Annotated in this window: 22 protein-coding genes and 2 pseudogenes; 18 read left to right on the top strand and 6 right to left on the bottom strand. The window is 43.6% G+C overall.

Annotated features, from left to right (window positions below; all coding sequences use genetic code 11):
* Positions 1-321 precede the first annotated feature (321 nt).
* Both ONZ52_RS20750 and ONZ52_RS20755 read left to right on the top strand, forming a co-directional pair.
* Positions 322-597 carry an FAD assembly factor SdhE gene (locus tag ONZ52_RS20750; RefSeq protein WP_265220552.1) on the top strand — a complete coding sequence of 92 codons (276 nt, stop codon included), beginning with the start codon at positions 322-324 and terminating at the stop codon, positions 595-597.
* A 22-nt stretch (positions 598-619) separates the two neighbouring features.
* Positions 620-1027: a hypothetical protein gene (locus tag ONZ52_RS20755; RefSeq protein ID WP_265220553.1), complete on the top strand. Its 408-nt coding sequence runs from the start codon at positions 620-622 to the stop codon at positions 1025-1027.
* Here the strand turns inward: ONZ52_RS20755 and nadB are convergent.
* A pseudogene (gene nadB / locus ONZ52_RS20760) lies at positions 1024-2617 on the bottom strand (L-aspartate oxidase). The gene ONZ52_RS20755 and the pseudogene nadB overlap by 4 nt on opposite strands.
* A gap of 205 nt (positions 2618-2822) precedes the next feature.
* Here nadB and rpoE point away from each other — a divergent pair.
* The 6 genes from rpoE to ONZ52_RS20790 all read left to right on the top strand — a co-directional run bounded on the left by rpoE (position 2823) and on the right by ONZ52_RS20790 (position 7546).
* Complete coding sequence (gene rpoE, locus ONZ52_RS20765) at positions 2823-3437, top strand: RNA polymerase sigma factor RpoE (RefSeq protein WP_428981194.1); 615 nt, start codon at positions 2823-2825, stop codon at positions 3435-3437.
* Positions 3438-3439: 2 nt separating this feature from the next.
* Entirely contained in the window at positions 3440-4060 is a 621-nt protein-coding gene (locus ONZ52_RS20770) for a sigma-E factor negative regulatory protein (RefSeq protein ID WP_265220555.1), read from the top strand.
* A gap of 3 nt (positions 4061-4063) precedes the next feature.
* Entirely contained in the window at positions 4064-5032 is a 969-nt protein-coding gene (locus tag ONZ52_RS20775) for a MucB/RseB C-terminal domain-containing protein (protein WP_265220556.1), read from the top strand.
* Positions 5029-5496, top strand: a complete 468-nt coding sequence (locus tag ONZ52_RS20780) for a SoxR reducing system RseC family protein (protein ID WP_265220557.1) — start codon at positions 5029-5031, stop codon at positions 5494-5496. Before ONZ52_RS20775 ends, ONZ52_RS20780 begins: the two co-directional genes overlap by 4 nt.
* Before the next feature lie 61 nt (positions 5497-5557).
* Positions 5558-6967 carry a DegQ family serine endoprotease gene (locus ONZ52_RS20785; RefSeq protein ID WP_265220558.1) on the top strand — a complete coding sequence of 470 codons (1410 nt, stop codon included), beginning with the start codon at positions 5558-5560 and terminating at the stop codon, positions 6965-6967.
* 153 nt (positions 6968-7120) lie between these two features.
* Complete coding sequence (locus tag ONZ52_RS20790) at positions 7121-7546, top strand: chemotaxis protein CheW (RefSeq protein ID WP_265220559.1); 426 nt, start codon at positions 7121-7123, stop codon at positions 7544-7546.
* 60 nt (positions 7547-7606) lie between these two features.
* Here the strand turns inward: ONZ52_RS20790 and argA are convergent.
* Together argA and argE are read right to left on the bottom strand one after the other, a co-directional pair.
* Positions 7607-8930, bottom strand: a pseudogene (gene argA / locus ONZ52_RS20795) (amino-acid N-acetyltransferase).
* Positions 8911-10095 (bottom strand): acetylornithine deacetylase, encoded by a 1185-nt coding sequence (argE, locus tag ONZ52_RS20800; protein ID WP_265220560.1) that lies wholly within the window; start codon positions 10093-10095, stop codon positions 8911-8913. Before argE ends, argA begins: the two are co-directional and overlap by 20 nt.
* Before the next feature lie 130 nt (positions 10096-10225).
* On the opposite strand from argE, the gene ONZ52_RS20805 reads away from it, so the two are divergent.
* The 4 genes from ONZ52_RS20805 (at position 10226) to ONZ52_RS20820 (ending at position 14461) form a co-directional block, all read left to right on the top strand.
* Positions 10226-11173 carry a CYTH domain-containing protein gene (locus tag ONZ52_RS20805; RefSeq protein WP_265220561.1) on the top strand — a complete coding sequence of 316 codons (948 nt, stop codon included), beginning with the start codon at positions 10226-10228 and terminating at the stop codon, positions 11171-11173.
* A gap of 50 nt (positions 11174-11223) precedes the next feature.
* On the top strand, positions 11224-13716 hold the full coding sequence (gene glnE, locus ONZ52_RS20810) for a bifunctional [glutamate--ammonia ligase]-adenylyl-L-tyrosine phosphorylase/[glutamate--ammonia-ligase] adenylyltransferase (RefSeq protein WP_265220562.1): 2493 nt from the start codon (positions 11224-11226) through the stop codon (positions 13714-13716).
* Positions 13717-13757: 41 nt separating this feature from the next.
* Positions 13758-14156: a [protein-PII] uridylyltransferase family protein gene (locus ONZ52_RS20815; protein ID WP_265220563.1), complete on the top strand. Its 399-nt coding sequence runs from the start codon at positions 13758-13760 to the stop codon at positions 14154-14156.
* Positions 14157-14251: 95 nt separating this feature from the next.
* Positions 14252-14461 carry a hypothetical protein gene (locus ONZ52_RS20820; RefSeq protein ID WP_265220564.1) on the top strand — a complete coding sequence of 70 codons (210 nt, stop codon included), beginning with the start codon at positions 14252-14254 and terminating at the stop codon, positions 14459-14461.
* A gap of 103 nt (positions 14462-14564) precedes the next feature.
* On the opposite strand, the gene sbmA is transcribed toward ONZ52_RS20820, so the two are convergent.
* Positions 14565-15845: a peptide antibiotic transporter SbmA gene (gene sbmA, locus ONZ52_RS20825; RefSeq protein ID WP_265220565.1), complete on the bottom strand. Its 1281-nt coding sequence runs from the start codon at positions 15843-15845 to the stop codon at positions 14565-14567.
* A 283-nt stretch (positions 15846-16128) separates the two neighbouring features.
* Here sbmA and ONZ52_RS20830 point away from each other — a divergent pair, with 283 nt between their 5' ends.
* The gene (locus tag ONZ52_RS20830; protein WP_418138627.1) at positions 16129-16923 is read left to right on the top strand and encodes a PhzF family phenazine biosynthesis protein; all 795 of its coding nucleotides are present in this window, start codon (positions 16129-16131) and stop codon (positions 16921-16923) included.
* 55 nt (positions 16924-16978) lie between these two features.
* Here ONZ52_RS20830 and ONZ52_RS20835 read toward each other — a convergent pair whose 3' ends face one another.
* Positions 16979-18214, bottom strand: a complete 1236-nt coding sequence (locus ONZ52_RS20835) for an aspartate aminotransferase family protein (protein WP_265220567.1) — start codon at positions 18212-18214, stop codon at positions 16979-16981.
* Between the two features lie 55 nt (positions 18215-18269).
* Positions 18270-23087, bottom strand: coding sequence for an NAD-glutamate dehydrogenase (locus ONZ52_RS20840; RefSeq protein ID WP_265220568.1), 4818 nt, complete (start codon positions 23085-23087; stop codon positions 18270-18272).
* 294 nt (positions 23088-23381) lie between these two features.
* Here ONZ52_RS20840 and ONZ52_RS20845 point away from each other — a divergent pair, with 294 nt between their 5' ends.
* The 5 genes from ONZ52_RS20845 (at position 23382) to ONZ52_RS20865 (ending at position 26996) form a co-directional block, all read left to right on the top strand.
* On the top strand, positions 23382-24413 hold the full coding sequence (locus ONZ52_RS20845; protein ID WP_265220744.1) for a GlxA family transcriptional regulator: 1032 nt from the start codon (positions 23382-23384) through the stop codon (positions 24411-24413).
* A gap of 139 nt (positions 24414-24552) precedes the next feature.
* Positions 24553-25320 (top strand): ABC transporter ATP-binding protein, encoded by a 768-nt coding sequence (locus tag ONZ52_RS20850; protein WP_265220569.1) that lies wholly within the window; start codon positions 24553-24555, stop codon positions 25318-25320.
* A gap of 77 nt (positions 25321-25397) precedes the next feature.
* On the top strand, positions 25398-25520 hold the full coding sequence (locus ONZ52_RS20855; protein ID WP_265220571.1) for a hypothetical protein: 123 nt from the start codon (positions 25398-25400) through the stop codon (positions 25518-25520).
* Positions 25501-26157, top strand: a complete 657-nt coding sequence (locus tag ONZ52_RS20860) for a transporter substrate-binding domain-containing protein (RefSeq protein WP_265220572.1) — start codon at positions 25501-25503, stop codon at positions 26155-26157. The genes ONZ52_RS20855 and ONZ52_RS20860 overlap by 20 nt, the downstream gene beginning before the upstream one ends.
* A gap of 149 nt (positions 26158-26306) precedes the next feature.
* The gene (locus ONZ52_RS20865; RefSeq protein WP_265220573.1) at positions 26307-26996 is read left to right on the top strand and encodes an ABC transporter permease; all 690 of its coding nucleotides are present in this window, start codon (positions 26307-26309) and stop codon (positions 26994-26996) included.
* Positions 26997-26999 lie beyond the last annotated feature (3 nt).

The raw sequence follows: 26999 nt of genomic DNA on the forward strand, positions 1-26999 counted from the left end.
GTTTCCCCCAGTTTGGAGTGTCTTTGTTTTTATAGTCGTACCTAATTCTTGATAATCGTTTATCAAGTGATCAATAATATAGGCTATGTAAGAATTGACCTGTTAATACATAAATCGCCAATAAATGTACTATTTTGTTTCATTTTTCACTTATTGAAAAAAATTAAGTCAATATAATATTCTTTTTGGATTGTCAGATCGTGGCTATGCCTTTGTCTAATAAGGTTTTGTATGACAAATGTCATGTTATGATCGTTAGTCGTTTCCGTTTTTTTTGTATAAATGGCTATAATGGCGGCATTCTATTTCAAGGGTAATATCATGAGTGAAACCACAGATTCTATTAGTTTTAAACGCCTTAAAATGCAGTGTCGTCGTGGCATGCTGGAGCTGGATGTTCTGCTTGAGCCTTTTTTAGCGGATGTATATTTGACGTTAGAAGAGGAGGATAAACAGCGCTTTGTTAATCTTCTTGCCTGTGAAGATCAAGATCTTTTCCCATGGTTTATGCAGAGTTCCGTGGCGGAAGATCCGGATCATGCTCGTATTGTTAATATTATTTTGTCTCGTGTTCAGCCTGAAAACTACCGAGCTTAAATGCTCCTTGATCAGCATAGGGTTGTGGCTGTTTATAGCCGTAGCGTATGCTGCTTTGTTGCAGACTTATTGGATGCCTGCCTTCTGGCGGGCATTGCTTTATCTGGGAATTGGCTTGGGTGGAGTGGTGTTACTCGTTCGCAGATTTTGTCAATCTTCGCCGCAGATAGGCATCGATGAACAGGGGGCATTTCTATTGAATCAAGAGCGCTATGAAAGGTTGCTCTTTATCCGTGCAAATAGCGTTCAATTGATCGCGAAAGTGGACCAAGGGCAGGCCTTTTTGAGGCGGGTTTGGCCCAAATACCGAGTGATATATCGTGATAGTGTGACGGAGGAGGTGTATCGCCTATTGCGTTCATATGCGGCACAACAGATTTTGTTGCACCGCAGTGAAATGTATAAAAATGGTTTTCAACCAAAGGGTTAATTTTTATGAGGCGTAAGGATCGTGGGTGAGGCTCGTCGCTAATTTATTTGGGTAATCTAGCGTGAAGTGTAAACCTCGGCTTTCTTTTCGAGACATAGCTGAACGTATAATTAAATCAGCGACTACGGCTAAATTTCGCAACTCTAATAGATCGTTCGAGACCTTATAGTTCGCATAAAACTCTTGTATCTCTGACAGCAATAAGTCGACACGATGTTTAGCCCTTAACAAGCGTTTGTCCGTGCGCACTATGCCAACATAATCCCACATAAAACGTCTTAACTCTTGCCAGTTGTGGGTAATGACCACATCTTCATCTGAGTTTGTTACTTTGCTTTCATCCCAATCTGGGATGGTTATTTCGACCGTTAAAGCAATCTGTGAGGATATATGGTTGGCTGCCGAGCGGGCAAAAACAATACATTCTAATAATGAGTTGCTCGCCAGACGATTGGCACCATGTAAGCCTGTGTAAGCGGTTTCTCCAATCGCATACAAATTATCTATGTCGGTTGCACTGTGCTTGTTTACCACCACACCACCACAGGTGTAGTGTGCAGCGGGAACAACGGGGATAGGCCCTGTTGTCATATCATGACCGAACTCTAGGCAGCGTTTATAAATGGTCGGAAAGTGTTCTTTAATAAAGTCAGGGTCTTTGTGGGATATATCCAGCAAAACATGATGAATACCAAGCCGTTTCATTTCATGATCAATGGCTCTGGCCACTATATCGCGGGGCGCTAACTCTTCGCGTTTATCAAATTTAGGCATGAAGCGAGTGCCATCAGGTAATAAGAGCTTGCCGCCTTCACCGCGAACGGCCTCAGAGATCAAAAAGGTTTTGGCTTTGGCATCGTAAAGGCAGGTAGGATGAAATTGATTGAATTCCATATTGGCGACTCGACAACCCGCTCGCCAAGCCATAGCGATACCATCTCCAGAAGCTGTATCAGGGTTACTTGTGTACAGATACACTTTACTACTGCCACCACAAGCGAGCGAAATAAAGCGCCCATGAAATACTTCCACAACGTCATCGTCTAGGTTAAGAGCATAAACGCCAACCGCGCGATTTGGCCCTGAAAGCCCCAATTTTTTTGTGGTAACGATATCAATGGCAACACGGTCAGGGAAAAAATCAATGTTTGGATGATTCGTGGCGTTTTTTATCAAGGTCTTAGAGATGGCTAATCCCGTTGCATCGGCGCTATGAATAATGCGTCTATGGCTGTGACCGCCTTCTTGCGTTAAGTGATACTCTTCACTTTCACCATAACGAGTGAACGGCACACCTTGTGCGATGAGCCAGTCGATACTTTCTTTAGAGTGTTCGACGGTAAAGCGTATTGCATCAAGATCACCAAGATCCACGCCAGCGTCAATGGTATCGTTGATGTGAGAGTCAATTGTGTCTTTATCTGACAATACTGCAGCGACACCGCCTTGAGCATATAAAGTAGATCCTTCGCGTATATCTGCTTTGGTTAAAACGGCCACGCGATGTTGGTCTGCAAGCTCAAGCGCAAGAGTCAGTCCTGCAGCTCCTGCACCAATGATGACTATGTCGTGTTTATAGTGTCGGCTCATGTTATTGATCTAATTATGACTGAAAAATTAATGTTACTATTGTTGTCAGTAAATAGTGAATACTTTCTAAGGTCACATTTTGAATATTCACCATGCTTTGTCACTTAAGGTGTATTGTTATCTATTTAAATAAGCAATTTGATAATATCACATGGGAACTCGCTCAGTGGGTTGTTGTCTTCTCTTGTAATATGCAAGGGCGCAGATGAATAAGGTTTTATATGAGGTGCCTATGCCGCACGAAACGTCTTCTGATCAGGCGTTAGTTGAAAAAGTACAACAGGGTGACAAGCGGGCCTTTGATCTGCTCGTTATCAAATATCAATATAAAGTCATTGGTTTGATTGGGCGTTATGTACAAGATAGAAGCGAAGCGCTTGATGTTGCTCAAGAGAGTTTTATTAAAGCCTATCGTGCAATAGATAGTTTTCGAGGCGAGAGTGCTTTTTACACTTGGCTATATCGTATTGCTGTGAATACTGCAAAAAATTATTTGGTGAGTCGCTCTCGTCGCCCTCCAGAATCTGATGTTGAACTGGATAATGAGGAAGTATTTAGTGTGTATGAATCCTTAGCGGATATTGATACACCAGAAGCAAAATTGAACAGAGACCGCCTTGAAAAGGAGATTCATTATGCCATTCAGCAGTTGCCGGAAGAGCTACGTAGTGCGCTAACATTGCGCGAATTTGATGGTCTGAGCTATGAAGATATTTCGTTGATAATGGAGTGCCCTGTTGGGACCGTTCGGTCACGTATTTTTCGTGCTCGAGAGGCGGTAGAAAAACACATACATCCGTTAATGGATACAGGAGAATAGACATGGCAGCATTAAATGAAAACGCCTCGGAAATGCTTACCAGTTTGTCCGCTATGTTTGATGGTGAAGCATCAGAACATGATATTGAGCGTTTATTGCAAGCGGACAGCGCGGAATTAAGTCGTCAGTTAGAAAGCTTCCATTTGATACAGCAAACACTTCATAACGAGTCGGCCGTAACACTGGGACTGGCAGACAATCTGTTATTGCGAGTTCGAGAAGAGATTGATAAAGACGATTTACAAGCTAAACAGCCCAATATTTCTTTAGAGAAAAAGGTGCTGCCTTTTGTGTTACCTGAAAAGGTGAGTTCATCTCGATTTAACTGGCGCGTTATGTTGTCTGGGGTTGCCGTTGCGGCCAGTGTGAGTTTTGTGGTGGTTTTAGGCGGGAATGGATTATTAACATCAGATACGGCACACACTAATGTTGTTGCAGAGGTTCGAACGCCGTCCCCGAACATGATAGTGACGCCGCTAGCACAGTTAGATAAAGATACCTTGCAGGCAGACAATATCAGGTTGCAGCATTATCTTCGACAGCATGCAGAGCAAGCCGCAATGACAGTCGGTCAAGGAATGATACCAATGGCTAGAGTCGTCAGTTATCCCGTAAAAGAGTAATTTATGAGATTATTTTCGTTCTTACATATTTTTTTCACACTGATGTGCCTTACTATTTCCAGTGTGAGTATGGCGAGCAGCACAACGCCAGATGCGTTGCATTTGCTGAGAAGTATGTCGCAATCCTTTTCAGCGCTGAGTTACGACGGGGTATTTGTGCATTCTGAAGCCAACAATATGAATAGTATGCGTGTTCGTCATGATTTAATGGGGGGCGTAGAATATGAAAGTTTGGTGGATTTAGACGGCGATAAGATTGAAGTTTTGCGTATTGATGACAAAATCATTTCCGTTTATCCCAATGCTCTGGTTGCGAACATGCGTGCCCCGATGATACCGCCTTTTAAGCGCTTTAAAGACGTTGAAAGTGATCGGCTTATTAAGGGCTATGACATGATAGTGGGTGATCACACAAGTCGTATTGCAGGCCGTAAAGTGGTGACGATTAAGTTGGTACCAAAAGATCCATATCGTTATGGACATCAATTTTGGCTAGACGAAGAAAATCATTTTCTTTTAAAGCATGACATGATGAAAACAGACGGTGAGCTTTTGGAAAGAATTCAATTCACTTCTGTTAATTTTGCGCCAGACTTGAAAGATAAAGACTTTGCCCCAAAAGAAGGAAGTTACGCTGAACCGCTTGTTGAAAGTCAACCAAGACGAGTAAAAAATCTATGGCAATTTGATTGGTTGCCTGATGGATTCTCTCTCGTTTGGCCGGAAGCTAGATCGTTAAATCATGGCACAAGTATGTTGCTTCTATCTGATGGAATGGCAACGATTTCGATTTTTGTTGAGCCGACGATGAAAGTCAAAGATATGTCCATTTTAAGTATGGGGGCGACAATCGCGGGCGAACGTAGTATTAAGGTAAAAGATCAGTTGTATTTGTTAACCATGGTAGGAGAGGTACCAGAACTTACCATTGAGAAGTTGATGACTGTGTTTATGCCAAGGCAAGAGCAATGATTGAAGAAACGGGAAGAGTACTATCGATAGAAGAAGGTTTCGCAGAGGTGGAAACAGTTCGCACCAGTAGCTGTACTTCTTGTCGTGCTCGTCATGGCTGCGGTCATCATGCCATTGCCCAAGTATCTTCGTCAAACCGTATGCGTATGAAGGCGATTGATCCTTTAACCGTCAAGGTTGGTCAAAGTGTGGTCGTCGGCATTCCAGAAGATACATTATTGCAAGCCTCTGTTTGGATGTATTTAATACCACTGTTGGGGTTGGTCTGTGGTGCTGTTATTCCCTCTTTGTGGGGTGGGCAGTCAGAGATAGCCGTGGTGTTTGCAATTGTTGGTTTTGCTGGTGGTTTGCTCTTGGCAAGGAATAAGTCAAAACAAGAAGTGAACAACCTTGATTATTATCCCAAAATTTTGAGAATTGAGTCGTTACACGATGGTCATATCCCTTTGGTCGTGACATCGTAAGCGTCTAAAAGTCTTCACCTGGCACTGTAATGAATTTGGTACGTCTTAAGGAGACCAATCAATGAACAGATTGCTTAAACACGTTAGCATGATTGTCGTTAGTAGTTTTATGATGGCTTCAATGCTTTCTCATGCGGCTTCTTTGCCTGACTTTACCGAGTTAGTGGAAGAAGCCTCACCCGCTGTAGTGAATATCAGTACGGAACAAACTGTTACCACGCGAACGGCCAATGAAGGAGGTCAGCAATTAGGACCTAACAGTGAAGAACTTAATGAGTTCTTCAAACACTTTTTTGGGCAGCAGCCTTTTGGTCAACAAGCACCACCACAGCAGGGACAGCGTAGTTCATTGGGATCTGGTTTTATTGTGTCCCATGATGGTTATGTCTTGACCAATAATCACGTTATTGATGGTGCGGATGTAATTCATGTGCGCCTTAACGACAGACGTGAATACGTGGCCAAATTAGTGGGTACTGATCCGAGAACCGATTTAGCACTGCTCAAAATAGAAGCGGATGATCTGCCCATTGTTAAAATGGGCGATTCAGACAAGCTAAAACCTGGGCAGTGGGTATTGGCGATAGGCTCACCGTTTGGCTTTGATTACACAGTGACTGCCGGTATTGTGAGTGCAACAGGGCGCAATTTGCCTTCTGATAATTATGTCCCATTTATTCAAACGGATGTGGCGATTAACCCAGGTAACTCGGGTGGTCCTCTGTTTAACTTGGATGGTGAAGTAGTTGGTATCAACTCACAAATCTATACCCGTTCTGGTGGTTTTATGGGCGTATCCTTTGCGATACCGTCTAAAGTAGCCATGTCGGTTGTAGATCAATTGAAGAGTGATGGCAAGGTATCACGCGCTTGGCTAGGTGTGCTGATTCAGGATGTGAACAATGAGTTGGCAGAATCATTTGGTTTGGACCGGTCAAATGGTGCTCTTATTAGTCGCGTTTTACCTGACTCACCTGCGGAAAAAGCTGGCTTAAAGTCTGGGGATATTATTCTTGAGTTTAATGGTAAAAGCATCGCCCATTCAGGAGAACTACCCTACATTGTTGGACAGATGAAAGCGGGCGAGAAGGTGAATGCGAAAGTCTATCGTGATGGTAAAGAACAGACTATTTCTGTCATGTTAGAGGCTCGTCCAAATGATCCAAAAACGGTGGCCCAGTCTCAACAAGACCAGAATCGTCTTGGTATGATTGTAGGGGAAGTCCCTGCAGATATGGCCAAAAACTTTGATATCGATGGTGGCGTTGTGATTGAGCAAGTGCTCGGTGGTACAGCCGCTCGTAATGGTCTGCAACCTGGTGACGTAATTACCATGTTGAATGGTAAGCGTATTGGTAACGTCGCAGAGTTTGGTGAGATTGCCAAGGATATTCCAAGTGGTCGTTCTGTGCCAATGCGTGTTATCCGACAAGGCTATCCAATGTTTATTCCGTTTAAAATAACGGACTGATATGTGAAAGCACTCATCTTTAAAAAGCGACTCTTTAGTCGCTTTTTTTTACCTAAAACTTGAATAAAAAGATTAGACATGTAAGTATTTTTGCTCATTAAAGGCTTCTTAGAAAATTTTTATCGGGTAATGCATAACGTTGGAGGTTCATTCGTGGAGCAAACCACAGAAAAAGGTATCTGCTTTCGACTAGGGGCGGAGCGTTACGTTCATCCTTTGTCGAGTGTGAAAGAAGTACTTAGCTATCAATCTCCAGCTCCAGTGCCTGGTGCTAGTGAAGGAGTTGAAGGCATGATAGATGTTCGTGGTCATATGGTGACTGTATTATACGGCACGTATTTACTGAACATAGACCCTGCGGAATGTGAAAAAGAAGGGCATATTATTGTACTGGATTTGCCTTCGGGTTACTTTGGCATCCGAGTTGAAAGTGTTGAGCGGGTCATGGATTTACCAGAAAAAAATGATATCCAAGGGCTTGAATACAGAGAGCATAGCTGCATAAAAGGTACACTTCAGCATGCGAATGAATTGTATATTTTAGTCGAGTTCGATCTGTATTGTTCTACATTAGATTAGATGTTTGCTCACGGGCCATGGCAATTTTTACCATTAGCCCGTTCTTGTTTACCTAATGTCTTAAAGTGGTTTAGAAAATATTTTAGAGTTTCTTTGGTAGTTATAAAGTGCCTGCTTTTGCGTGGGCAGGCTGGCCAATGTTGTTTCACTAAAGCCACGTTCAATAAACCAGTGAGCGGTTCGAGTGGTTAGCAAAAAAAGTGTCGAAAGATTTTGTTGCTTGGCTGCTTGTTCTATACCTTTTAGTAGCCGCTCACCGCGGTTTGAACCACGATAGTCCGGTGATACAGCAAGGCAGGCTAATTCTCCAGCATATTCTTGTTCAAACGGATAGAGTGCTGCGCAGGCGACGATTGCACCATCGCGTTCGATAACAATAAACCTATCTATTTCGTTCTCTAATAATTCTCTTGAACGTCTCACTAAGATGCCTTTTTCTTCTAACGGCGATAGAAGGGCCATCATGCCGCCCACATCATCAATGTTAGCTGGGCGTAATTGCTCATAGCTGTCTTCGTCTATCATGGTGCCAGAGTCCTCACGAGTGAAGATGCTCTCTTAGCAGGCCGCCATTTTCGTTGTAAGATATTAAATGTGCTCTAGGGACGCCTTGACGAACCGCTTGTACGCAAGCATCTAATGCGGCATGTGTCATGTTGGACAGTGATTGAGCTTTAAGAATGGCTTCAGCATCCTTGGTCAATAGTTCTGAATAAAGTTCGCCATCTTCTTTAAAAATCCCTTCTTCTTCCGAAAAGATAACCAGTTTATCGGCTTTAAGTTGAACGGCGGCCTGAATGGCAACATCTTCGCTTTTTAAATTAAAAACTTCGCCAGTGGGCGAAAAACCGAGATGTGGTAAAAGCACCATGTTATCGTCTTCAAGCAGACGAAAGATCGCCTCTGTATCGATTCGACGAACTTCACCAGAATGTCCATAGTCTATGCCATCAACCACGCCTAAAGGACGGGCAATAACGTAGTTGCCGCTACACACTTTTAAGCGTGCACCATCCATTGGGGTATTGGAAAGGCCCATAGAAAGTTGCGCCTCAAGTTGTACTCGTACCGCCGCCGATGCTTGGATGACATCCAGCAATTGGTCTTGTGGTGTAATGCGATAGTTGTCTTCAACTCGGCTAATAATACGCTTATTTTCTAGCGTTCTGCTGATTTGTGGACGTGCACCTTGCACCAAGACTAAGCGAATGCCTAGAGAGTCTAACAACGCAAGGTCGTGAATAATACTTGAGAAATGTGTACATTCGACGGCTTCCCCAGGAATTAGGATGACAAAGGTTTTCCCTCTGTGTGCATTGATATAAGGGGATGAATGGCGGAACCAGTCCACATATTTGAGATCTTCAGGCACGCTGTTCCTCATTTTTCTGCTCGTTTGTTTGAAGGCAAAATCGCTCAATTAGACCGCGAATTACCTCTTGCATAGGTTGTATCTGATCTAGGGCCATGAATTCGTTTGGTTGATGCGCCTGATCAATAGAGCCTGGGCCGAGTATCAAGGTTTCCATTCCAAGCTGGTTCAGGAAAGAGCCTTCCGTCGCGAAAGCGACTGTACTTGCTTGACGATTCGTTAAAGCCTCACAGGCTTTTATGATATCCGATTCAATAGGCGTATAAAAAGACGGCACATCAGCAAATAAACTACTCAACTGTATTATTGTGCCAGTTTTTTCTTCTATACGTGGCAATATTTGAGCAATTTCCGCCATTAATGCTTGGTTGCTCATGCCCGGCAGTGCTCGTAAATCAAACTCAAGCTCACAGCGACCACATATTCGATTGGGGTTATCACCGCCGTGGATACAGCCAAAGTTCATGGTTGGATAGTCGATGACAAAACTCGCATCACGATAGTTAGCTTTCAGTTTCTGGCGAAATATCATCAACTCGGACATCACGGCATGCATGGCATCTAGAGCATTATTTCCTAAAGATGGGTTAGAGGAATGTCCTGCTTGGCCAGTGACTTGAATACGCTCCATCATGATGCCTTTATGGGCATAAATGGGGGTTAATGACGTCGGCTCACCAATCAAAGCGTATCTGGCTTTAATTTTATTCTGATCAACCAACGCTCGAGCGCCAGACATAGAGCTTTCTTCGTCAGCAGTCGCCAAAATGATAAGTGGCTGTTTTACATCAGAGAGCTGCATTTGACGAACGGTGTCAAGCACGATGGCGAAAAAACCTTTCATATCACAGCTCCCAAGACCGTAGAGTTTTTGGTCTCTTTCTTCGAGCTTGAAAGGATCGGATTTCCAACGACCCTTATCGTAAGGGACAGTATCAGTATGCCCAGCCAGAACCAAACCGCCATCGCCAGTGCCTAACGTGGCTATGAGGTTGAACTTGTTCGGTTGATCTGGTAGTGGCATCACCTCACATTGAAAGCCTTGAGAGCTTAGCCAGCTTTCGAGTAATTGAATAACACCTTTATTTGACTGATCCCAGTGAGCTTGACTACAACTGATAGAAGGTGATGCAACAAGTTGTGACATCATACTAATGAGCGATGGAAGTGCGGGCATAAAGGGTATTCCTTGAATCCAAGTTATTGTCGAATATTACTACTGTAAGCTAGGCATCTGGTACACTTGCTCGCACATTATTTTTCTTTGTCGTTTGTTCAACAGCAAAGGTTTTAGAGGTTTGTATATTATGGCTACCGAGCTAGAGCTAAAGTTAATGCTTCACTCTGACTATCTCAAGTCCGCCAGTGATTTTCTTGATGAAATTTGCGCATTGTCAGACACGGATGATCAATCTCGTCAGCCTACTTTGGCTTTGATGAACGCCTATTTTGATACAGAAAATGCTGATTTAATGCAAGGTGGTATGGCTTTGCGCATTCGAGCGGTGAACAATACGTTTATTCAAACAGTCAAAACCCGTGGCAGTGATCGTATTGGTATGCATGCGCGTGGCGAATGGGAATGGTTTATACCGAATGATAATTTGGATTTATCCCTTTTAGCAGAGGTTCCATTACCTGATGTATTGCAAGATATGTCTTGGAGTAGGGAGCTGATAGAAGTTTATCGTACCGATTTTGAGAGACAAGTTTGGAACGTTAGATTTCAAGCAACCACAATGGAAGTCGTGTGTGATCATGGCCTGGTCATCTCGCCTTACGGTAAAGATGCGATCTGTGAGTTGGAGTTGGAGCTTAAAGAAGGCAATGAAGCGGGTTTGTATCAGTTTGCTTTGCAATTGGCAGAACGTGTCCCTGTGCAGGTGAGTATTGTCTCGAAGGCCCAGCGAGGGGTGCGTTTAAAATATGGGCAAATAGAGTTTCCTGATAAACCTCTGCAGACCGCCAATACAATTGTTTTAGCAGCGTATTGGTATGAAGTGTGGTTAGTTTATTGGGAAGCGATGCACTTCATGGAGGACGAGGCGCTGATGCAACCTTTTCGTCATTCCATATCGCAATTAAAGACGTATTTACCTAATGACTTGGTCGAGGTAGTAAACGATCTTGATCGTCAATTAGAGTCATGTCTTATGGTTGAAGAGACGATGATGTTGACAAAATTGGCCAGTATAAAGCAAATTGGTATAGCGATGCTTAAGATTGGCCAATGGCTAAATCAACAAACCGCTTAACCTAACGTTTGTCGTGATGACGTAAAAAATAAAAAAGTAAGGAAACCCTTTTGACCCCTCCAAATTTGAATCCCAATTATACGCTTTTTTGCGAACAATCTGCTTCTCGTTTCTTGTTATTGGAACAGGTCCAAGAGTCAAGACAACGGCATGGTCTTGATCTGTTGAGTTCTGAACAAATTACGATGTTAGAGCCATTGTGGGTGTTAAGTGATTACTTACACAAGCAATGCACGCGGTTTCCTCGGTGGTTAGATGATTTGTTGGTGCTAGAGACATTACCAGAGCGACCTTCTAAAGAGGCTCTAATGGCGGGTGAGGCCTATTTCGCTCATGAGGCCAATGCTTGTCTTCACGTTCCTCAAGACCCGTTAGATGAGGCTAGCTTTATTAAGCGTTTGCGTCTGTACCGTCAGTGGTGGATGGTGCGGCTGATTGCCTTAGACATTCAGCAACGTCTCTCCTTAACCGAGCTTACGGCGCGTTTGAGTGGATTGGCCGATGCCTGCGTGAACGCCAGCTTACAATGGACTGAGCAGCATTATCTAGCCTTGTACGGTAAGGCGTTGGACAGCAACAGCCAGCCTCAGTCGATGATTGTTATTGGTATGGGGAAATTGGGGGGAAACGAGTTAAACCTATCTTCCGACATTGATTTGATTTTTGCCTTTCGTGAGCATGGTGACACCCAAGGTGGTAAAAAAAGTCTGTCTCACCAAGAATATTTTACTAAGTTGGGACAAAAACTGATTCAGCATTTGGATCAAGTGACCGCAGATGGTTTTGTTTTTCGGGTGGATATGCGTTTGCGCCCCTTTGGTCAATCTGGTGCTTTGGTGTTAAACATGGACTCACTGGAAAACTATTACCAAGATCAAGGGCGAGATTGGGAACGTTACGCGATGATTAAAGCTCGTGTCATGTCTGGAAACGCCTTAGATATACGTGAATTTGAAGCGTTACGTCGGCCCTTTGTCTATCGTAAATATTTAGATTTTGGTGCAATTGGTGCGTTGCGTGATCTTAAGCAAATGATCGCTAAAGAAGTGCGCCGTAAAGGTATTGAGCACAACATCAAACTGGGGGAGGGTGGTATTCGGGAGGTTGAGTTTATCGCTCAAGCTTTACAAATATTGCACGGTGGACGAGACCAAGGTTTGCAAACGCCAGCCTTATTGAAAGTCTTGCCCTATCTTGCTAAGCATGATTATCTGCCCGTCGAGGAAATGGACCAATTACGTGAAGCTTATTTGCTTCTTCGTCGAACAGAACATGCATTGCAAGCGGTCAACGATGAGCAAACGCAACTGTTGCCAGAAGAGGATAGTGCGCGTACACGCATTGCCTTAATGGTGGGGTTCTCATCGTGGGACGCGTTGGATAAGCGCTTGTGGGAAGTGCGCAAAAATGTGCATCGCTCTTTTGTAGCGTTAATCGACGATGGTCATGAAACGAGTGAGGAGGTAAAGCATCAGGAAACGTGGCGCTTACTCATTAAACACCCAGAGGATAGAGAAGCCATAGAAGATGCAATTGGGTTGATCGCTTGGCAAGATCAAGAAGCCAGTATCACACGAATTTCTCAATTGCTTAGCTCACGTACAGTCGTGTTTATGCAACCAATTGGGCAAGAACGCCTTGCGGTATTTTTAGCCGCCTTGATGTCTAAATTAACAGACGAAGTGAATCCTGATCTGGTTCTAGAGCGGGTTTTTCCTATCTTAGAAGCCGTACTACGCCGTACGGCGTATTTGGTGTTATTGTGTGAAAACCAAACCGCACTGACACACCTTATTCGTTTGTGTCGAGAAAGTGTGTGGTTTACCGATGCCATCTCGACAACCCCCGCATTGTTGGACGAACTTCTGGACGCCAACACATTATTTTCACCGCCTGATAAAGCCATGCTGGCGGAAGAACTTCAGCAAATATTATTACGTTTGCCTGAAGAGGATGAAGAAGCTCAAATGGACGCTATGCGACGCTTTAGGCGTTCTATTATTCTGCGTATTGCGGCTTGCGATATCACAGAAATATTGCCTGTGATGAAAGTGAGTGATCACTTAACTTGGTTGGCAGAAGTGCTTTTAGATCAAGTATTGCAACAGTCTTGGCAATATTTGACTAAGAAGCATGGTTTCCCCGTCAGCCAAGGCGAAGTCGCTTTCACACCGCAATTGGCGATTATTGGTTATGGTAAATCAGGGGGCTGGGAGCTTGGCTACGATTCCGATCTTGATCTGGTGTTTATTCATGATGCGCAAGCAACGGGGCAGACAAACGGTGAGCGGAGTATTGATAATCTGACTTTTTATACTCGGCTTGGTCAGCGTCTTATTCACATGATAACCAGCTTTACCGCGGCTGGGCGCCTGTATGAAGTAGACATGCGTTTGCGTCCTTCTGGTAATTCTGGTCTATTGGTTTCGAGTTTAGAAGCCTTCAAAGATTATCAGCAAAAAGAAGCTTGGGTGTGGGAGCACCAAGCGCTGACCCGCTCTCGTGGATTAGCGGGAGAGCCCCAATTTATTGGCGAAATTTGAAGATTGCCGTAAAGACATTATCGCATCGATTCGAGAGCGTAGTGAGACTCAAAGCGGAAGTGATTAAAATGCGTGAAAAAATGCGTGCGCATCTTGATACAGGCGGCAAAGAAAAAGGTTTTGACCTCAAGCAAGGCGCGGGCGGCATTATAGACATTGAGTTTATGGTGCAGTATTTGGTGTTGGCTTGGTCGTGTAAATACCCAGAGTTGATGCGCTTCTCTGATAATGTGCGTCAATTAGAAGCCGCTGCTTTGGTTGGTTTGATTGGGGCCGAACAGGCTGAAAAAATGACCGATACCTATACACTTTATCGATCTCTAACGCATCGGCTAAGCCTGCAGCAACAAGGTCGAGTCGTGCAAAAAGATACCCTAGTGGATAACCAAAACCTAGTGAGTCAGTACTGGGAAAACTTTATCCATGATGACGCCATCTAATTATTGCTTTGACCTTTTTTACAAAAAGATGTTCGTAAATTAACCAGTTTACCGCTACAATTCATTGATTAGTTTAAAAATTGATAGGAGGAAAAATGCCAAGTATTAATGGTGTGAGTAGTCCTGCGATGGATTATGCCAGCGAAGTCTATAGCGCAAACCTAGCCAAAGCGGCTCAACAGCAAAAAGCGGAACAGGATTTGGCGCTATTGGCGGAAGCGACAAAAAACGTCACCCCTGCCGCCAGTAGTGGTTCGCACACTACAACAGACAACTTAGGCCAGAATATTAACGTGAACGTTTGATGCGATGTAAAAAGCGTTTATTTGAAAAGCATTGTACGAAATAACAAAAAGCCCGCTAGTGCATCTAGCGGGCTTTTTGTTTAAACGGACTCAGGCCATTAAATTACGGTTGTGTTTCGATAAAATTCTGGTCTTCGGCTGGTAACGGTTGGTTATCGATAGCGGCCTCAAACGCTTTAAGGCGTTTGTAAATTGACAGCAGTTCAACGATGGTTGTCCATGAATTAATTAAGTATTGAAAAGAGTTCTCAACTTGGTTAAAAGCGTTTAATACTCTCTGCATGATACCTAGCGTAAAAGCACCAGCAATAATAGATGGCGCTAGAACAATCAATGGTACAAATTGACCTACGTTTAAATAGCCATAACGTACAACGTTGAAATATAAGTAGTTTGCATAAAGGCGGAAGTAATTCTTACGCACATTTTCAAATAACTCATTGAGGCTCATTGGGGTTGCTCGGTCATGGTAATCTTCACCATATACCAATTCTTTTCGATAGGCGGCTTCAACTCGCTGATTTTTAAATTCCAATCCTGGAAGTTTTATCCCCGCTAAAGCCAACAGTAAGGTGCCGAAAATGGACCATACGATCGCGGTAAATACTAGAGCTTGAGGAACTTCGCCAATCAGAGGTAATGTTTTAACGTATCCGGAAAGTCCCCATAAAATTGGCAAAAATGCGATGAGTGTCATAACTGAGCGTAATAGGCTGACTCCCAGTCCTTCTACAATCGAGGCGAAACGCATGGTGTCTTCTTGAATACGCTGTGAAGCACCCTCTATATGACGTACTTTATCCCATTTTGAAGTGTAGTAGCTGGTCATTGCCGTGCGCCAGCGAAACACATAATGACTAACAAAAAAATTACTCAATACGGATACTGTAATAGCGACCATGATGATTACCGCAACAGTGGAAAGTTCCGCATAGTAATCAGATAGTAGAATGCTATTTGGTTCGGCTAATGCTTTTTGAATAAGATCATAAAAACTGCCATACCACTCATTTAACATTACGCTTACTTGGACTTGGAACCAAGTAATAAAAACGATTACCCCCGAACCAATGACAGACCATTTTCCCCATTTTTGACCGCCATAGAGCATCCATCCACCAATAAATAGTCCATAACATACGACCATGTATTGGTATAGCCAAGCATCTAATGCGGTACTTTGTGCACTCTGAAAAGCGCTTTGGGCAGCGGCGTCAGCGCCTTCCGCTAAAGCATCAGGAAAGTGGACACCAAACAGAGAACCTAGACTTAAAATGTGTCCTAAGTCCTGCACAATAGCATACCAGCCAATGACACAGACAAGTGCCCACAGAGCAAAGCTAAGAAAGAAGAGTTTGGGTTTAGGAAAGAAAGAATGAAACACGTTGTCGTTTCTCTATATCAGTTGAATAGTTCATAAGCCATTGATTTACGCAAAGTTGTTTAATGACTCCCTACCGGAGCTTAAACCAGTCAAGTGATAATCACAATCAAGCGGCTCATCAGGAATCAGTAAAAAAGACGATAATCGGCCATGGTGAAGGCATTTTTTGCGAAATAGTTTGTTACGCTATCGAATCATGGCAATAGGAAGGTTTTATGACGCGAGTTGATGTGTATCTGATTCAAGCATTTTCGATATCAGGGCAGGGGGGAATTTAGCGGGTGTGGTCTTGCAGGCCGATATGCTAACGGATGTTCAGAAGCAATCTATCGCGAAGCAAGTGGGTGTATCAGAAACCGCTTTTGTGAGTCAAAGCGATAGTGCAGATTTTCAGTTGTCATTTTTTACGCCAACAGTGGAAGTGGATTTTTGTGGTCACGCGACCCTAAGTGCCTTTTGGTTATTGCGTCATTTACAGCACATTCCTGCTGGGCATTATAAGCAGGAAACCAAAGCCGGTATATTAGCCGTCGAGATCACCCCAAATGGTGATGTTTTGATGAATCAGAGTTTGCCCATGTGGTTGGCTGAATTTAGCGCAGAAGAAATAGCCCCTATGCTAGGAGTTCAGCCCGCGTTGATTGCTCAAGCTGGTTTGCCTATTCAGGCGGTTTCAACGGGATTAGTGGATATCATCGTTCCTATACCGTTTGGTTTTTTGGATTCTCTTGTTGTGGATATGGAGTCGATGTCGCACTTTTGTCAGCAACAGCATTGTGTCGGATTTCATGTCTTTGAATTGAACTCGCCAGAATCATTCTATACCGCCAGTTGTCGCAATTTTGCCCCCGCGGTGGGGATTCCTGAGGAATCGGCCACAGGCAGCTCAAGTGGCGCATTAGCTTGTTATTTGAACCGACACTTTGGTTATCAGCAAGCCGTGTTTGAGCAAGGGCGAGCGATGAGCATGCCATCCTGTTTATTGACGCAGCTCAGCTTAGAGGATGGCGTATTAAAGCAGGTGAAAGTTGGCGGGGAAGGGGTATTTAATAAGCAGATTTCTATCAATGTAGATTAAATAAAAAATCGGACCGAAGTCCGATTTTTAAGGTTTTCATCTAGTGCAAGTCGCGTTATGCCGTTTGATTATTCGCAATAACAGTGGCAATGGCTTTATCAAGACGAGCAAGGCCATCGGCAATGTCTTGTTCAGTAATGATTAAAGACGGAGCTAAACGTAATACGTTAGGACCAGCAACAAGCACAAACAAGCCTTCTTCAGCAGCCGCTTTCACAATCTCACCGGCTTTTCCAGCAAGGCTGTCAATGACTTCTGCCCCCATTAAAAGACCCATACCACGAATGTCTTTAAAAACGTGATACTTTTCGTTGATGGCTTTTAGACCGTCAAAAAATTGGTCATGGCGTTTTGCTACACCACCTAAAACTTCTGGTGTATCAATAATATCAATGACGGCTTCAGCAATGGCGCAAGCCATTGGGTTGCCACCATAAGTACTGCCGTGTGTGCCAAATGCTAGGCTCTTGGCGGCTTTTTCAGTGGCTAGCATGGCGCCAACAGGGAAACCGTTGCCAAGTGCTTTCGCTGTGGTCAGCACGTCAGGTGTTACACCGAGTTGCTCGTAGGCATACAGAGTACCTGTACGACCCACACCGGATTGCACTTCATCGTAGACCAACAGTGCATTGTACTGATCACACAACTCGCGAACTTGTTTCGCAAATTCAATATCAGCAGGAATAATGCCGCCTTCGCCTTGAATTGGCTCCATTACAACCGCACAGGTTTTGTCGCTAATAATGGCTTTCAGTTGCTCGATATTGTTGTAATCGCAGTGCTTAATACCACCAGGTGTTGGCTCAAACCCTTCTTTGTACTTGGCTTGACCACCGACAGAAACGGTAAACAAGGTACGGCCATGGAAGGATTTATAAAAAGCAATAATTTCATGTTTTTCTGGACCAAAATGATCAAACGCATAACGTCGAGCCAATTTAAACGCAGCTTCGTTGGCTTCAGCGCCACTGTTCGCAAAGAAAACTCGGTCAGCAAAGGTTTTTTCAGTCAATTTTTTCGCTAGTCGCAGTGCTGGCTCATTGGTCATGACATTGGATAAATGCCAAATTTGCCCAGCTTGCTCACGCATGACGTTGACCAGCGTTGGATGGGAGTGACCCAATGCAGTCACGGCAATGCCGCCTGCAAAATCGACGTATTCTTTGCCTTCTTTGTCCCATACGCGAGAAACCTCACCACGCACTGGAATAATCGCAGAAGGTGCATAGTTGGGAACCATTACTTCGTCAAAAGTTGCTCTCGTTACTTGTTGTGTCACTTTTTTATCCATCTTACAAAAAGGCCTCTTAAAAAATAGGTGGCCGCAATGACGGCCACCTTTTGGTTTATATCAGATTTCTCAACTCACGAATAGCGACAGTTATCATTGCAAGCGTGAATTCACTTTCAGTTTTAATTTCACTGAAAGTAGCACGGTAATGCTTGATACTATCACTGTTTGATTCGCGCCAATGAGTCAGACGTTGTTCCAGCTTCTTGATATCGGCGCTGGATTGTATGACCTCTTGGGTGAGAGTGCGTAGGCTGTTATCGATTTCGTCGCCAAGCCCACCTTTTGCACGTCGTTGCCATACATCGTCAGCGGATAGTTCGCTGACCTTATGACGCAACCAATGCAGCTCTAGGTCCATTTCAAGGGCAAAGTAAGTTTGAGCAACATCCAACACTTCGGTTTCTGTATTGGCGGCGACACGAATAATGTCTAATCCGTAGAAGAGATAGTGAAGAGACGATAATCTCTCGGCTATTTCAACTGGGATATTGTGCTCGACGAGACGAGTCGTAATATCAGCCAAGTGAGCTTGACTGGATTCTGTCAAAATTGCCTGCATATTGGCTCTAATGACTTCAACGCCAGGCTTGTAAGCGTCTTTTAGGCGCTGAATAGATAGGCTTTCACGCGTATTGCGTAATAGCCAAAGTGTCGCCCGTTCTAATAGTCCTTGAATCCGAATCAGTAAGCCGTTTAAAACGGTGTTTTCAACGGTGAAGTCCAAACTGTTGACAGCGTCCCAAAGTGCTGGAATGCCAAAAATGTCTTCTGCGGCCATATAAGCTCGAACAACATTTAAAGACGAGGCACTGGTTTCCTCTTGCATATAAGTGCTAAAGGTGGGTCCCATACGATTGCCAAGATTGTTGGTTACATGTCCAGCAATGATTTCTTGAATCAATGGGTGTGACGCCATTTGACCGCCAAAATGCTTGGTCAATTGGGTTGGGAAGTATTCGTTGATTTGTGTTGTCAAATCGACATCTTCGCCAATGCCATCTTCTACCAACTGTTCAGACAGTTTGATTTTCGAATAGGCCAATAACACTGAAATTTCCGGACGCGTTAAACCTTGTCCTTTATTTAGGCGTTTTTTGATCTGTGCATCACTCGGTAAATATTCAATCTCGCGGTTTAAGCGACCTTCACGTACCAAGGATTGAATCAAACGCCAGTGATCGGCCAAGCGTTCTGGCGCCTGCGCATTGGCTAAAGACAATAGATGACTTTGACCACGGTTATGGCGTAGCACTAAGTTACCGACTTCATCGGTCATTTCTGCTAACAAGCTGTTGCGTTGCTTCTCGGTTAAGTCGCCGTTTTCCACCACGCGGTTAAGTAGGATCTTGATGTTGACTTCATGATCCGAGCTGTCCACACCCGCCGAGTTATCAATGGCATCGGTACTGATTAAGCCGCCTTTCTGAGCAAACTCAATACGGCCAAGTTGTGTTAACCCTAGGTTACCGCCTTCACCAACGATTTTGCAGCGCAACTCTTTACCATTAACACGTAGACTATTATTTGCACTGTCTCCCGCATCCGCATGGGACTCTGTTTCGGATTTTACATACGTGCCGATACCGCCATTCCAAAGCAGGTCTACAGGGGCTTTTAGGATAGCGTTGATCAGCTCCGTTGGTGCCATGGATTTGACATTGCCTTCAATACCTAACGCCTTGCGAATATCGGCATTAATAGGAATGGATTTGGCGGAACGGTTGAAGACACCGCCACCTTTTGAAATAAGTTCCTTGTTGTAGTCTTCCCAAGAAGAACGAGGCAACTTGAACATGCGTTCACGTTCCACAAAAGAAGAGGCGGCATCAGGCGTTGGGTCGATGAAAATATGCATGTGGTTAAACGCCGCAACCAACTGAATATGTTTCGACAACAACATGCCGTTGCCAAATACGTCGCCCGCCATGTCACCAATACCAACCGCCGTGAAGTCTGTGGTTTGGCAATTGACGCCAATTTCTTTGAACTGGCGTTTAACGGATTCCCAAGCACCACGTGCTGTAATGCCCATTTTCTTATGGTCATACCCATTTGAACCGCCAGAAGCAAAGGCGTCACCTAGCCAGAAGTTATATTTCGCCGAAATACTGTTCGCTAAGTCAGAGAAAGTGGCTGTACCTTTATCGGCTGCAACCACCAAATATGGGTCGTCTTCGTCGTAACGAAGCACAGACAATGGTGGCACCACTTCGTTTTTGATTAGGTTATCGGTAATGTCTAATAAGCCGCTAATGAACGTAGTGTAGCAGTGGATAACTTCTGCCTGAACTTCTTCACGAGACGCGTTCTTTTTCAATTGCTTGGCAACGAAGCCACCTTTGGCACCAGAAGGTACGATAACCGCGTTTTTCACCATTTGCGCCTTGACGAGGCCAAGTACCTCGGTACGGAAGTCTTCCATACGATCAGACCAGCGCAGACCACCACGGGCCACTTTACCACCGCGCATGTGGATACCTTCGACCCAAGGCGCATACACGAAAATTTCGAATTTCGGACGCGGTAAAGGAACCGCTGGAATTAATGAAGGGTCCAATTTGAAAGACACATAGTCTTTGATTTCACCTTCCGCACCAGCTTGATAGAAGTTAGTACGCAACATGGCTTGAATCACAGAAAGGTAGTGCTTCAGAATGCGGTCTTCATCCAAGTTGGCCACTTGATCCAACTCTAGATCGATTTTTTCCAGTAGCTTTTGTACTTTTTCGTCACGTTTGGCTTCTTGGCTTGGATCAAAGCGTTGTTCAAACAATTGTACCAACAGACGAGCAATACTGGCATTTTTCTCTAAGGTTTGTTGCATGTACTGCAACGAGAAAGGTACTTGTAACTGCATCAAGTATTTCGTCAACGCGCGCAGCATAGTCACTTGGCGCCATGTTAATGACGCGCTTAGAACGAGGGCGTTAAAGCGGTCGTTTTCAACACGACGACGGAAGATTTGATTGAAGGCGTCTTGGAAGGCTTCGCGTTGAGTGTTTTTCTCTAAATTCACATCAGCGTCAACACTGATGGCAAATTCAACTACCCATGTATTAGTTGTGCCATCACCATTTTGGTCCAGTTCATATGGGCGAGCTTCTAGAACTCGTAGTCCCATGTATTCCAATATCGGTAATACGTCTGACAAGACCAGCGTGGTGCCAGCGCCATATACTTTAAAGAAGTAATTGTTTTTTGCTTGACCAACTTGACGATAAATGTGTGTCGATGTATCTCCTTCGCCCGCTAATTGGCTTAAACGCTCAATGTCTAGTACCGCGGCATTTGGAGAAAAGTCTTCACGGTAGGCTGCAGGTAAGTAGGCGACATAATTGTTGAAAAGGCGGTTGCCGTTTTCTTCGCCATGGCTCTTATGTAAGGCATTGAGTAATTTGTCTTCCCATGAACTCATCGCATCTTGCATCTTACGTTGAATGTCTTCTACGTCGATGGTTGGGCTTTGACTAGGATCGGCAATCTGAATCGTAAAGTTGACTCGCGCCAAGACTAGCTGAGAAAACTGCACGTTAAATTCTGAGCTGGTACCGTTGCACGCATTCATCAGAATGTCTTGCATTTTTATGCGCAATTCTGTGTTGTAACGATCTCTTGGCACATAGACGAGTGCATTCAAGAAGCGGCCATAAATGTCTTTGCGCAGGAATACACGCAATTGGCGACGCTCTTGAATCGCAAGAATGCTTTCAATCGTGACGAAAAGTTCATCCACTGGCGCTTGCAGCATCTCATCACGAGGGTAGCTATTTAGAATGTGTTTTAGATTTTTGCCCTTGTGGCTGTTTGGATCCACATTGGCCTTTTCAACAATGACGTTGAGTTTTTTGCGCAGTAATGGAATGTCTTGTAAGCGAGCAATGTAAGCCGCAGAAGAATATAAGCCAAAGAAGCGCCATTCTCCAATCACGTTGCCTTTCTTATCGAAGCGTTTGATGCCAAGGTAATCAAGGTGAACAGGACGATGAACCGTTGATACCGCTGTCGACTTGGTCAAAATTAGGATGTTGTTACTGTCAACAGCGAGTTTGGCCAAGTTATTTTCTAATACAATGTCGCGTTTCACTTTTTTATCGTTGATGTCGCGGAACGTGCCTAAGCCAGAACCTTCAACCAATTTTAGATGGGTTTCATTGTCTTCAACGGCGAGGTCATAAGCGCGAAAGCCAATAAAGGTGAAGTGGTCGTTTTCTACCCAACGTAAGAAATCAAGGATTTCTTGGTGTTCTTCATTGCCTTTTAAATGGGCTAATTGTTCAGATTCTTTGATGATTTCGTTTAATCGCGCTTTCATCGTAGGCCAATCAGCTACGGTTTTTTTCACATCGACTAAACTGCTAAGCAGTTCTTCTTTAATCTTATCCAGCAAGTTGATATCAGACAAACGGTCGATCTCAAATCGCATTAGGGCTTCATGTGTTTTAGATTCAAGGTTAATACCTTGCAATTCGCCTTTCTTATTACGTTCAACTGGCACCACAGGATGAGATGTCATATGAATGGTGTGGCCAAGACGAACGAGTGCCATATTGAAAGATGACACAAGGAAAGGCATGTCATCGGTTAGAATTTCGATAACCGTGTGTGTAGATTGCCAGCTGTGTTCTTCGTAGTTTGGATTGTAAACACGAACTTTTGGTTGATTAACTGGACGTTGTTGTAAGAAATCCCATAAGCAGACGATGGTGCCGTACAGGTTCTCAATGGATTCATTGACCAAATCTTCCGTTAAAGAGTCCTGAAAGTAGAGGTGGGCAAGTTGAATCAGGTTATTGGCTTCGGTCGCATTGAAGTGTTCGTTTATTTCTACTTCGACGCGTTCGATTAATTCGCTTTTTTTATGATCAGTCATTAGAACTCATCCCTCGTTGTGGTGTTCTTAATAAAACTAGTAGGTAGTGCAATGTTATGAAAGTACAAGGTTTGGACTCTTGATAAGATTATTATGAAAAATTCACTCCTTTGATAGTTAGTAACTTATCTAATTGCGACATATTGTTGTGATGTCTGGTTAATTGGGCTAAAAAAGTCTTGCTCAAGACGAAAAAAACCTTTGTTATCCATTTTAAACGAAATAAACTCCTTTTTTGTCTATAGTTCGCAGGATAATATTTTGTACAAGACCGAATTCGCATCAAGAGAAATCATGCAGGCGAGCAAGAAGCCATTAAAATACGGTTTTTTGCTCTTACCGCATTATTCTATGCTGGGTTTTTCTTCCGCCATTGAAACACTGCATATGGCGAACTGGGTGACAGGAAAAGAGCTATATTCTTTTTGCACGATCAGTCATGAAGAAAAACAAATCCCTTCAAATACGGGGGTTACAACCGTATCTGACTACCTGACAAGTGACGCGCCGAGTGATTTGGATGCGATTTTTGTGTGTGGTGCGTCGCCAGTGATAAAAAACGAAAGTGAGACTTTAGAAAATTGGATAAAAAAACAAGCTAAAAGAAAGATTTCTCTGGGCGGAGTATGCACGGGAAGTTACTTATTAGCAAAAGCCGGCCTGCTAGATGGTTACCGCGCAACGATTCATTGGCGAAGTTTGGCGAATCTGCGTGACGAATTTCTACAAACGATTGTGTCCAACCACCTGTTTGAAGTTGATAGAGATCGTTATACTTGCAGTGGTGGCACAGCGGCTATGGATATGATGCTGTTTTTGATTGGTAAGCAGCATGGTATGTCCTTAGCGAGTAGTATTTCTGAACAGTTTGTTTGTGAGCGTATTCGCACTCATGAAGATCCTCAAAGAATTCCATTGCAGGCTAGAATTGGTACTGGACAGCCAAAATTGGTTGAGGCTGTGCAGCTAATGGAAGCCAACATTCAAGAGCCTTTGTCTTCGGATGATATTGCCTATCATGTTGGTGTATCTAGACGACACTTAGAGCGCCTTTTTAAAAGTAATTTAGACATAGTGCCTTCGCGTTATTATTTAGAATTACGTTTACAGCATGCCAAACAGCTGATTACTCAGACGGACAAGAGTATCACTGAGGTGGGAGTAGCGTGTGGGTTTGGTTCTGCGCCCCATTTTAGTACCACCTATAAGGGTTTTTTTGGCATTACACCTAGGGAAGAACGCAATACAATTTATAAAACAATGCACAATAAAAGCCCAGCGCCTGTCCAAATGGACAAGAAAAAGAGGCAGTTATGGAAAAAGTAACTTAAAATATGGGGTAAATTGTTTTTGGCGTGATTCTTGTATTCTACTTAATTGCGCAAGCTGTTTGCTTTTATTAGTCCAGTGTTGTGCTATTTTACGTCAAAAATAATAAATTTATAAAATGAAAAAGGTAGAAAACATGTCGAAAGTCCTGGCGTTAGAGCTCATTGATATTCACAAAACGTTTGGCGATATTGAGGTGTTAAAGGGCATTTCCCTAAAAGCCTATGACGGTGATGTCATTTCCATTCTTGGATCCAGTGGTTCAGGTAAAAGTACCTTCTTGCGTTGCATTAACATGCTTGAAAATCCAACACGGGGTGAGATTGTCTTCAATGGCAATAAGCTCGATCTGGTTCAAGGCGAATCCGATTTGGTCGCAAATAACATGAAACAACTCACTCAGATGCGTCAGCAGATAGGATTTGTGTTTCAAAGTTTTAATTTGTGGCCTCATATGACGATTTTACAAAATGTCATGGAAGGGCCATTGCATGTTCTAAAGCGTCCGAAACACGAAGTGGCTGAGTACGCTGAGCATTTATTGCGAAAAGTCGGCATTGCTGAGAAAAAGAACATGTATCCCAATCAGCTATCTGGTGGCCAGCAGCAACGTGTTGCTATCGCTAGAACATTGGCCATGGACCCTCAAGTTATTCTGTTTGATGAACCTACTTCTGCTTTGGATCCTGAGCTAGTGGGTGAAGTATTGGGCGTTATGCGCAATTTAGCGGAAGAAGGGCGTACTATGCTGATTGTGACTCACGAAATGAATTTTGCTCGTGAAGTATCCAGTGATGTCGTATTCCTTCATCAAGGCGTCGTAGAGGAAAAAGGTACACCAAGTCAGGTTTTTAGTGCACCAAAATCGGAGCGTTGTAAGGCGTTTTTATCTAGTGTGTTTTAGGCCATGCTTAATTACTTAAGTAAGACATTATAAAAAGCAAAAATGATCAAATAAACAAATATTCCAAGGGGATTATAATGAAATTGAAAAAAGTAGTGTTAGGCTCAGCGTTGTTGCTAACAGCGGCGTTGTCAACGGTGTCTGTACAGGCGGCTGACAAAGTGCGTTTTGTAACAGAAGGTGCTTGGGACTCCATTTAACTTTATTGATGAAGCGGGAAAACCACAGGGTTTTGACGTTGATATTGCCCGTGCATTGTGCGCAAAAATGGCAGCAGATTGTGAGATTCTTACCCAAGATTGGGATGGTTTGATCCCTGGCCTGAAAGTACGCAAATTCGACGCCATTATTGCGTCTATGTCAATTACCGAAGATCGTCTAAAAGTCGTTGATTTTACAAATAAATACTATTCTGGCGGTCTGCGTTTCATGGGGCGTGTAGGAGACAATTTTGATTTGAATAATCTTTCTGGTAAGACTATTGGTGCGCAGCGCGCAACCCTTGGTGCACAATACCTAGAAGACAATTTCACAGGTAAAGCGGATCTTAAATTTTACGATAACCAAGATAACGTCTATTTGGATTTAGTGGCGGGTCGTTTAGACATCGTTTTATCTGATGAGCTACCGACATATAACTGGTTAAAAACATCCGAGAGTGGTGCTAAGTTTGAATTTAAAGGTGATGCCTTCATGAAGACGGATAACATTGGTATCGCGGTTCGTAAAGGGGATGACAAGTTAAAAGAAAAACTGAACAAAGCGTTGGATCAGATCTTAGCGGATGGCACTTATCAGAAGATTAACGCTAAGTACTTCCCGTTCTCTATCTACTAAGTTGACTGGAGGCTCGAATAGTCTAGCGCATGATTTACCCGTTAAGTCATGTGTGGATTTTTCGGTCTAGTTATAGAGTTGATATTTCTTGCAGCCTATCGATATTTTATGTCGATAGGCTGATGTTAAGCTTAGTCTGAGAAAAAACTATGATTGATCTTCATGGCTTCGGTGATCAGCTACTACAGGGTGCTGTTGTGACCTTGGAGCTGGCAATGTGTTCGCTGTTTGTTGGCTTAGTTTTAGGATTATTAGGCGCTTCTGCTAAATTATCCTCTTTCAAAGTTCTTAGGTGGATTGCTCATGGCTATACCACCATTATTCGTGGCATTCCCGAACTCCTTACCGTACTTATCATTTACTTTGGTGCAACCAGTGTTTTGATGGCAGTTGCTGGGCTTTTTGGCTACGACGAATACATCGAGGTAGGGGCATTCGCGGCGGGTGTCACGGCGCTTGGTTTGACTTTTGGTGCCTATGCAACTGAAGTGTTTCGCGGCGCGTTACAATCTATACCAAAAGGCCAGCATGAAGCGGCAACTGCTTTAGGGATGGGGCCGATTCGAAAATTTTATCGAATTATTTTGCCGCAGGTATGGCGAATTGCGTTACCTGGGCTTGGGAATTTGTTTCTTGTTCTGTTAAAAGATACGGCGTTAGTGTCGGTTGTAGGTCTAGACGATATTATGCGTAAGGCAAATATTGCTGTGAGTAGCACCAAAGAAGCGTTTTTGTTTTATTTGGTGGCCGCTTTTATGTACTTGGCGTTGACCATTATTTCTATGGTATTCGTTTCTTATTTGGAAAAACGCGCAAGCCGTGGTTTAACGAGAGGATAGTGT

It is taken from the genome of Marinomonas rhodophyticola, from assembly GCF_026113935.1.
Lineage (GTDB): Bacteria > Pseudomonadota > Gammaproteobacteria > Pseudomonadales > Marinomonadaceae > Marinomonas > Marinomonas rhodophyticola.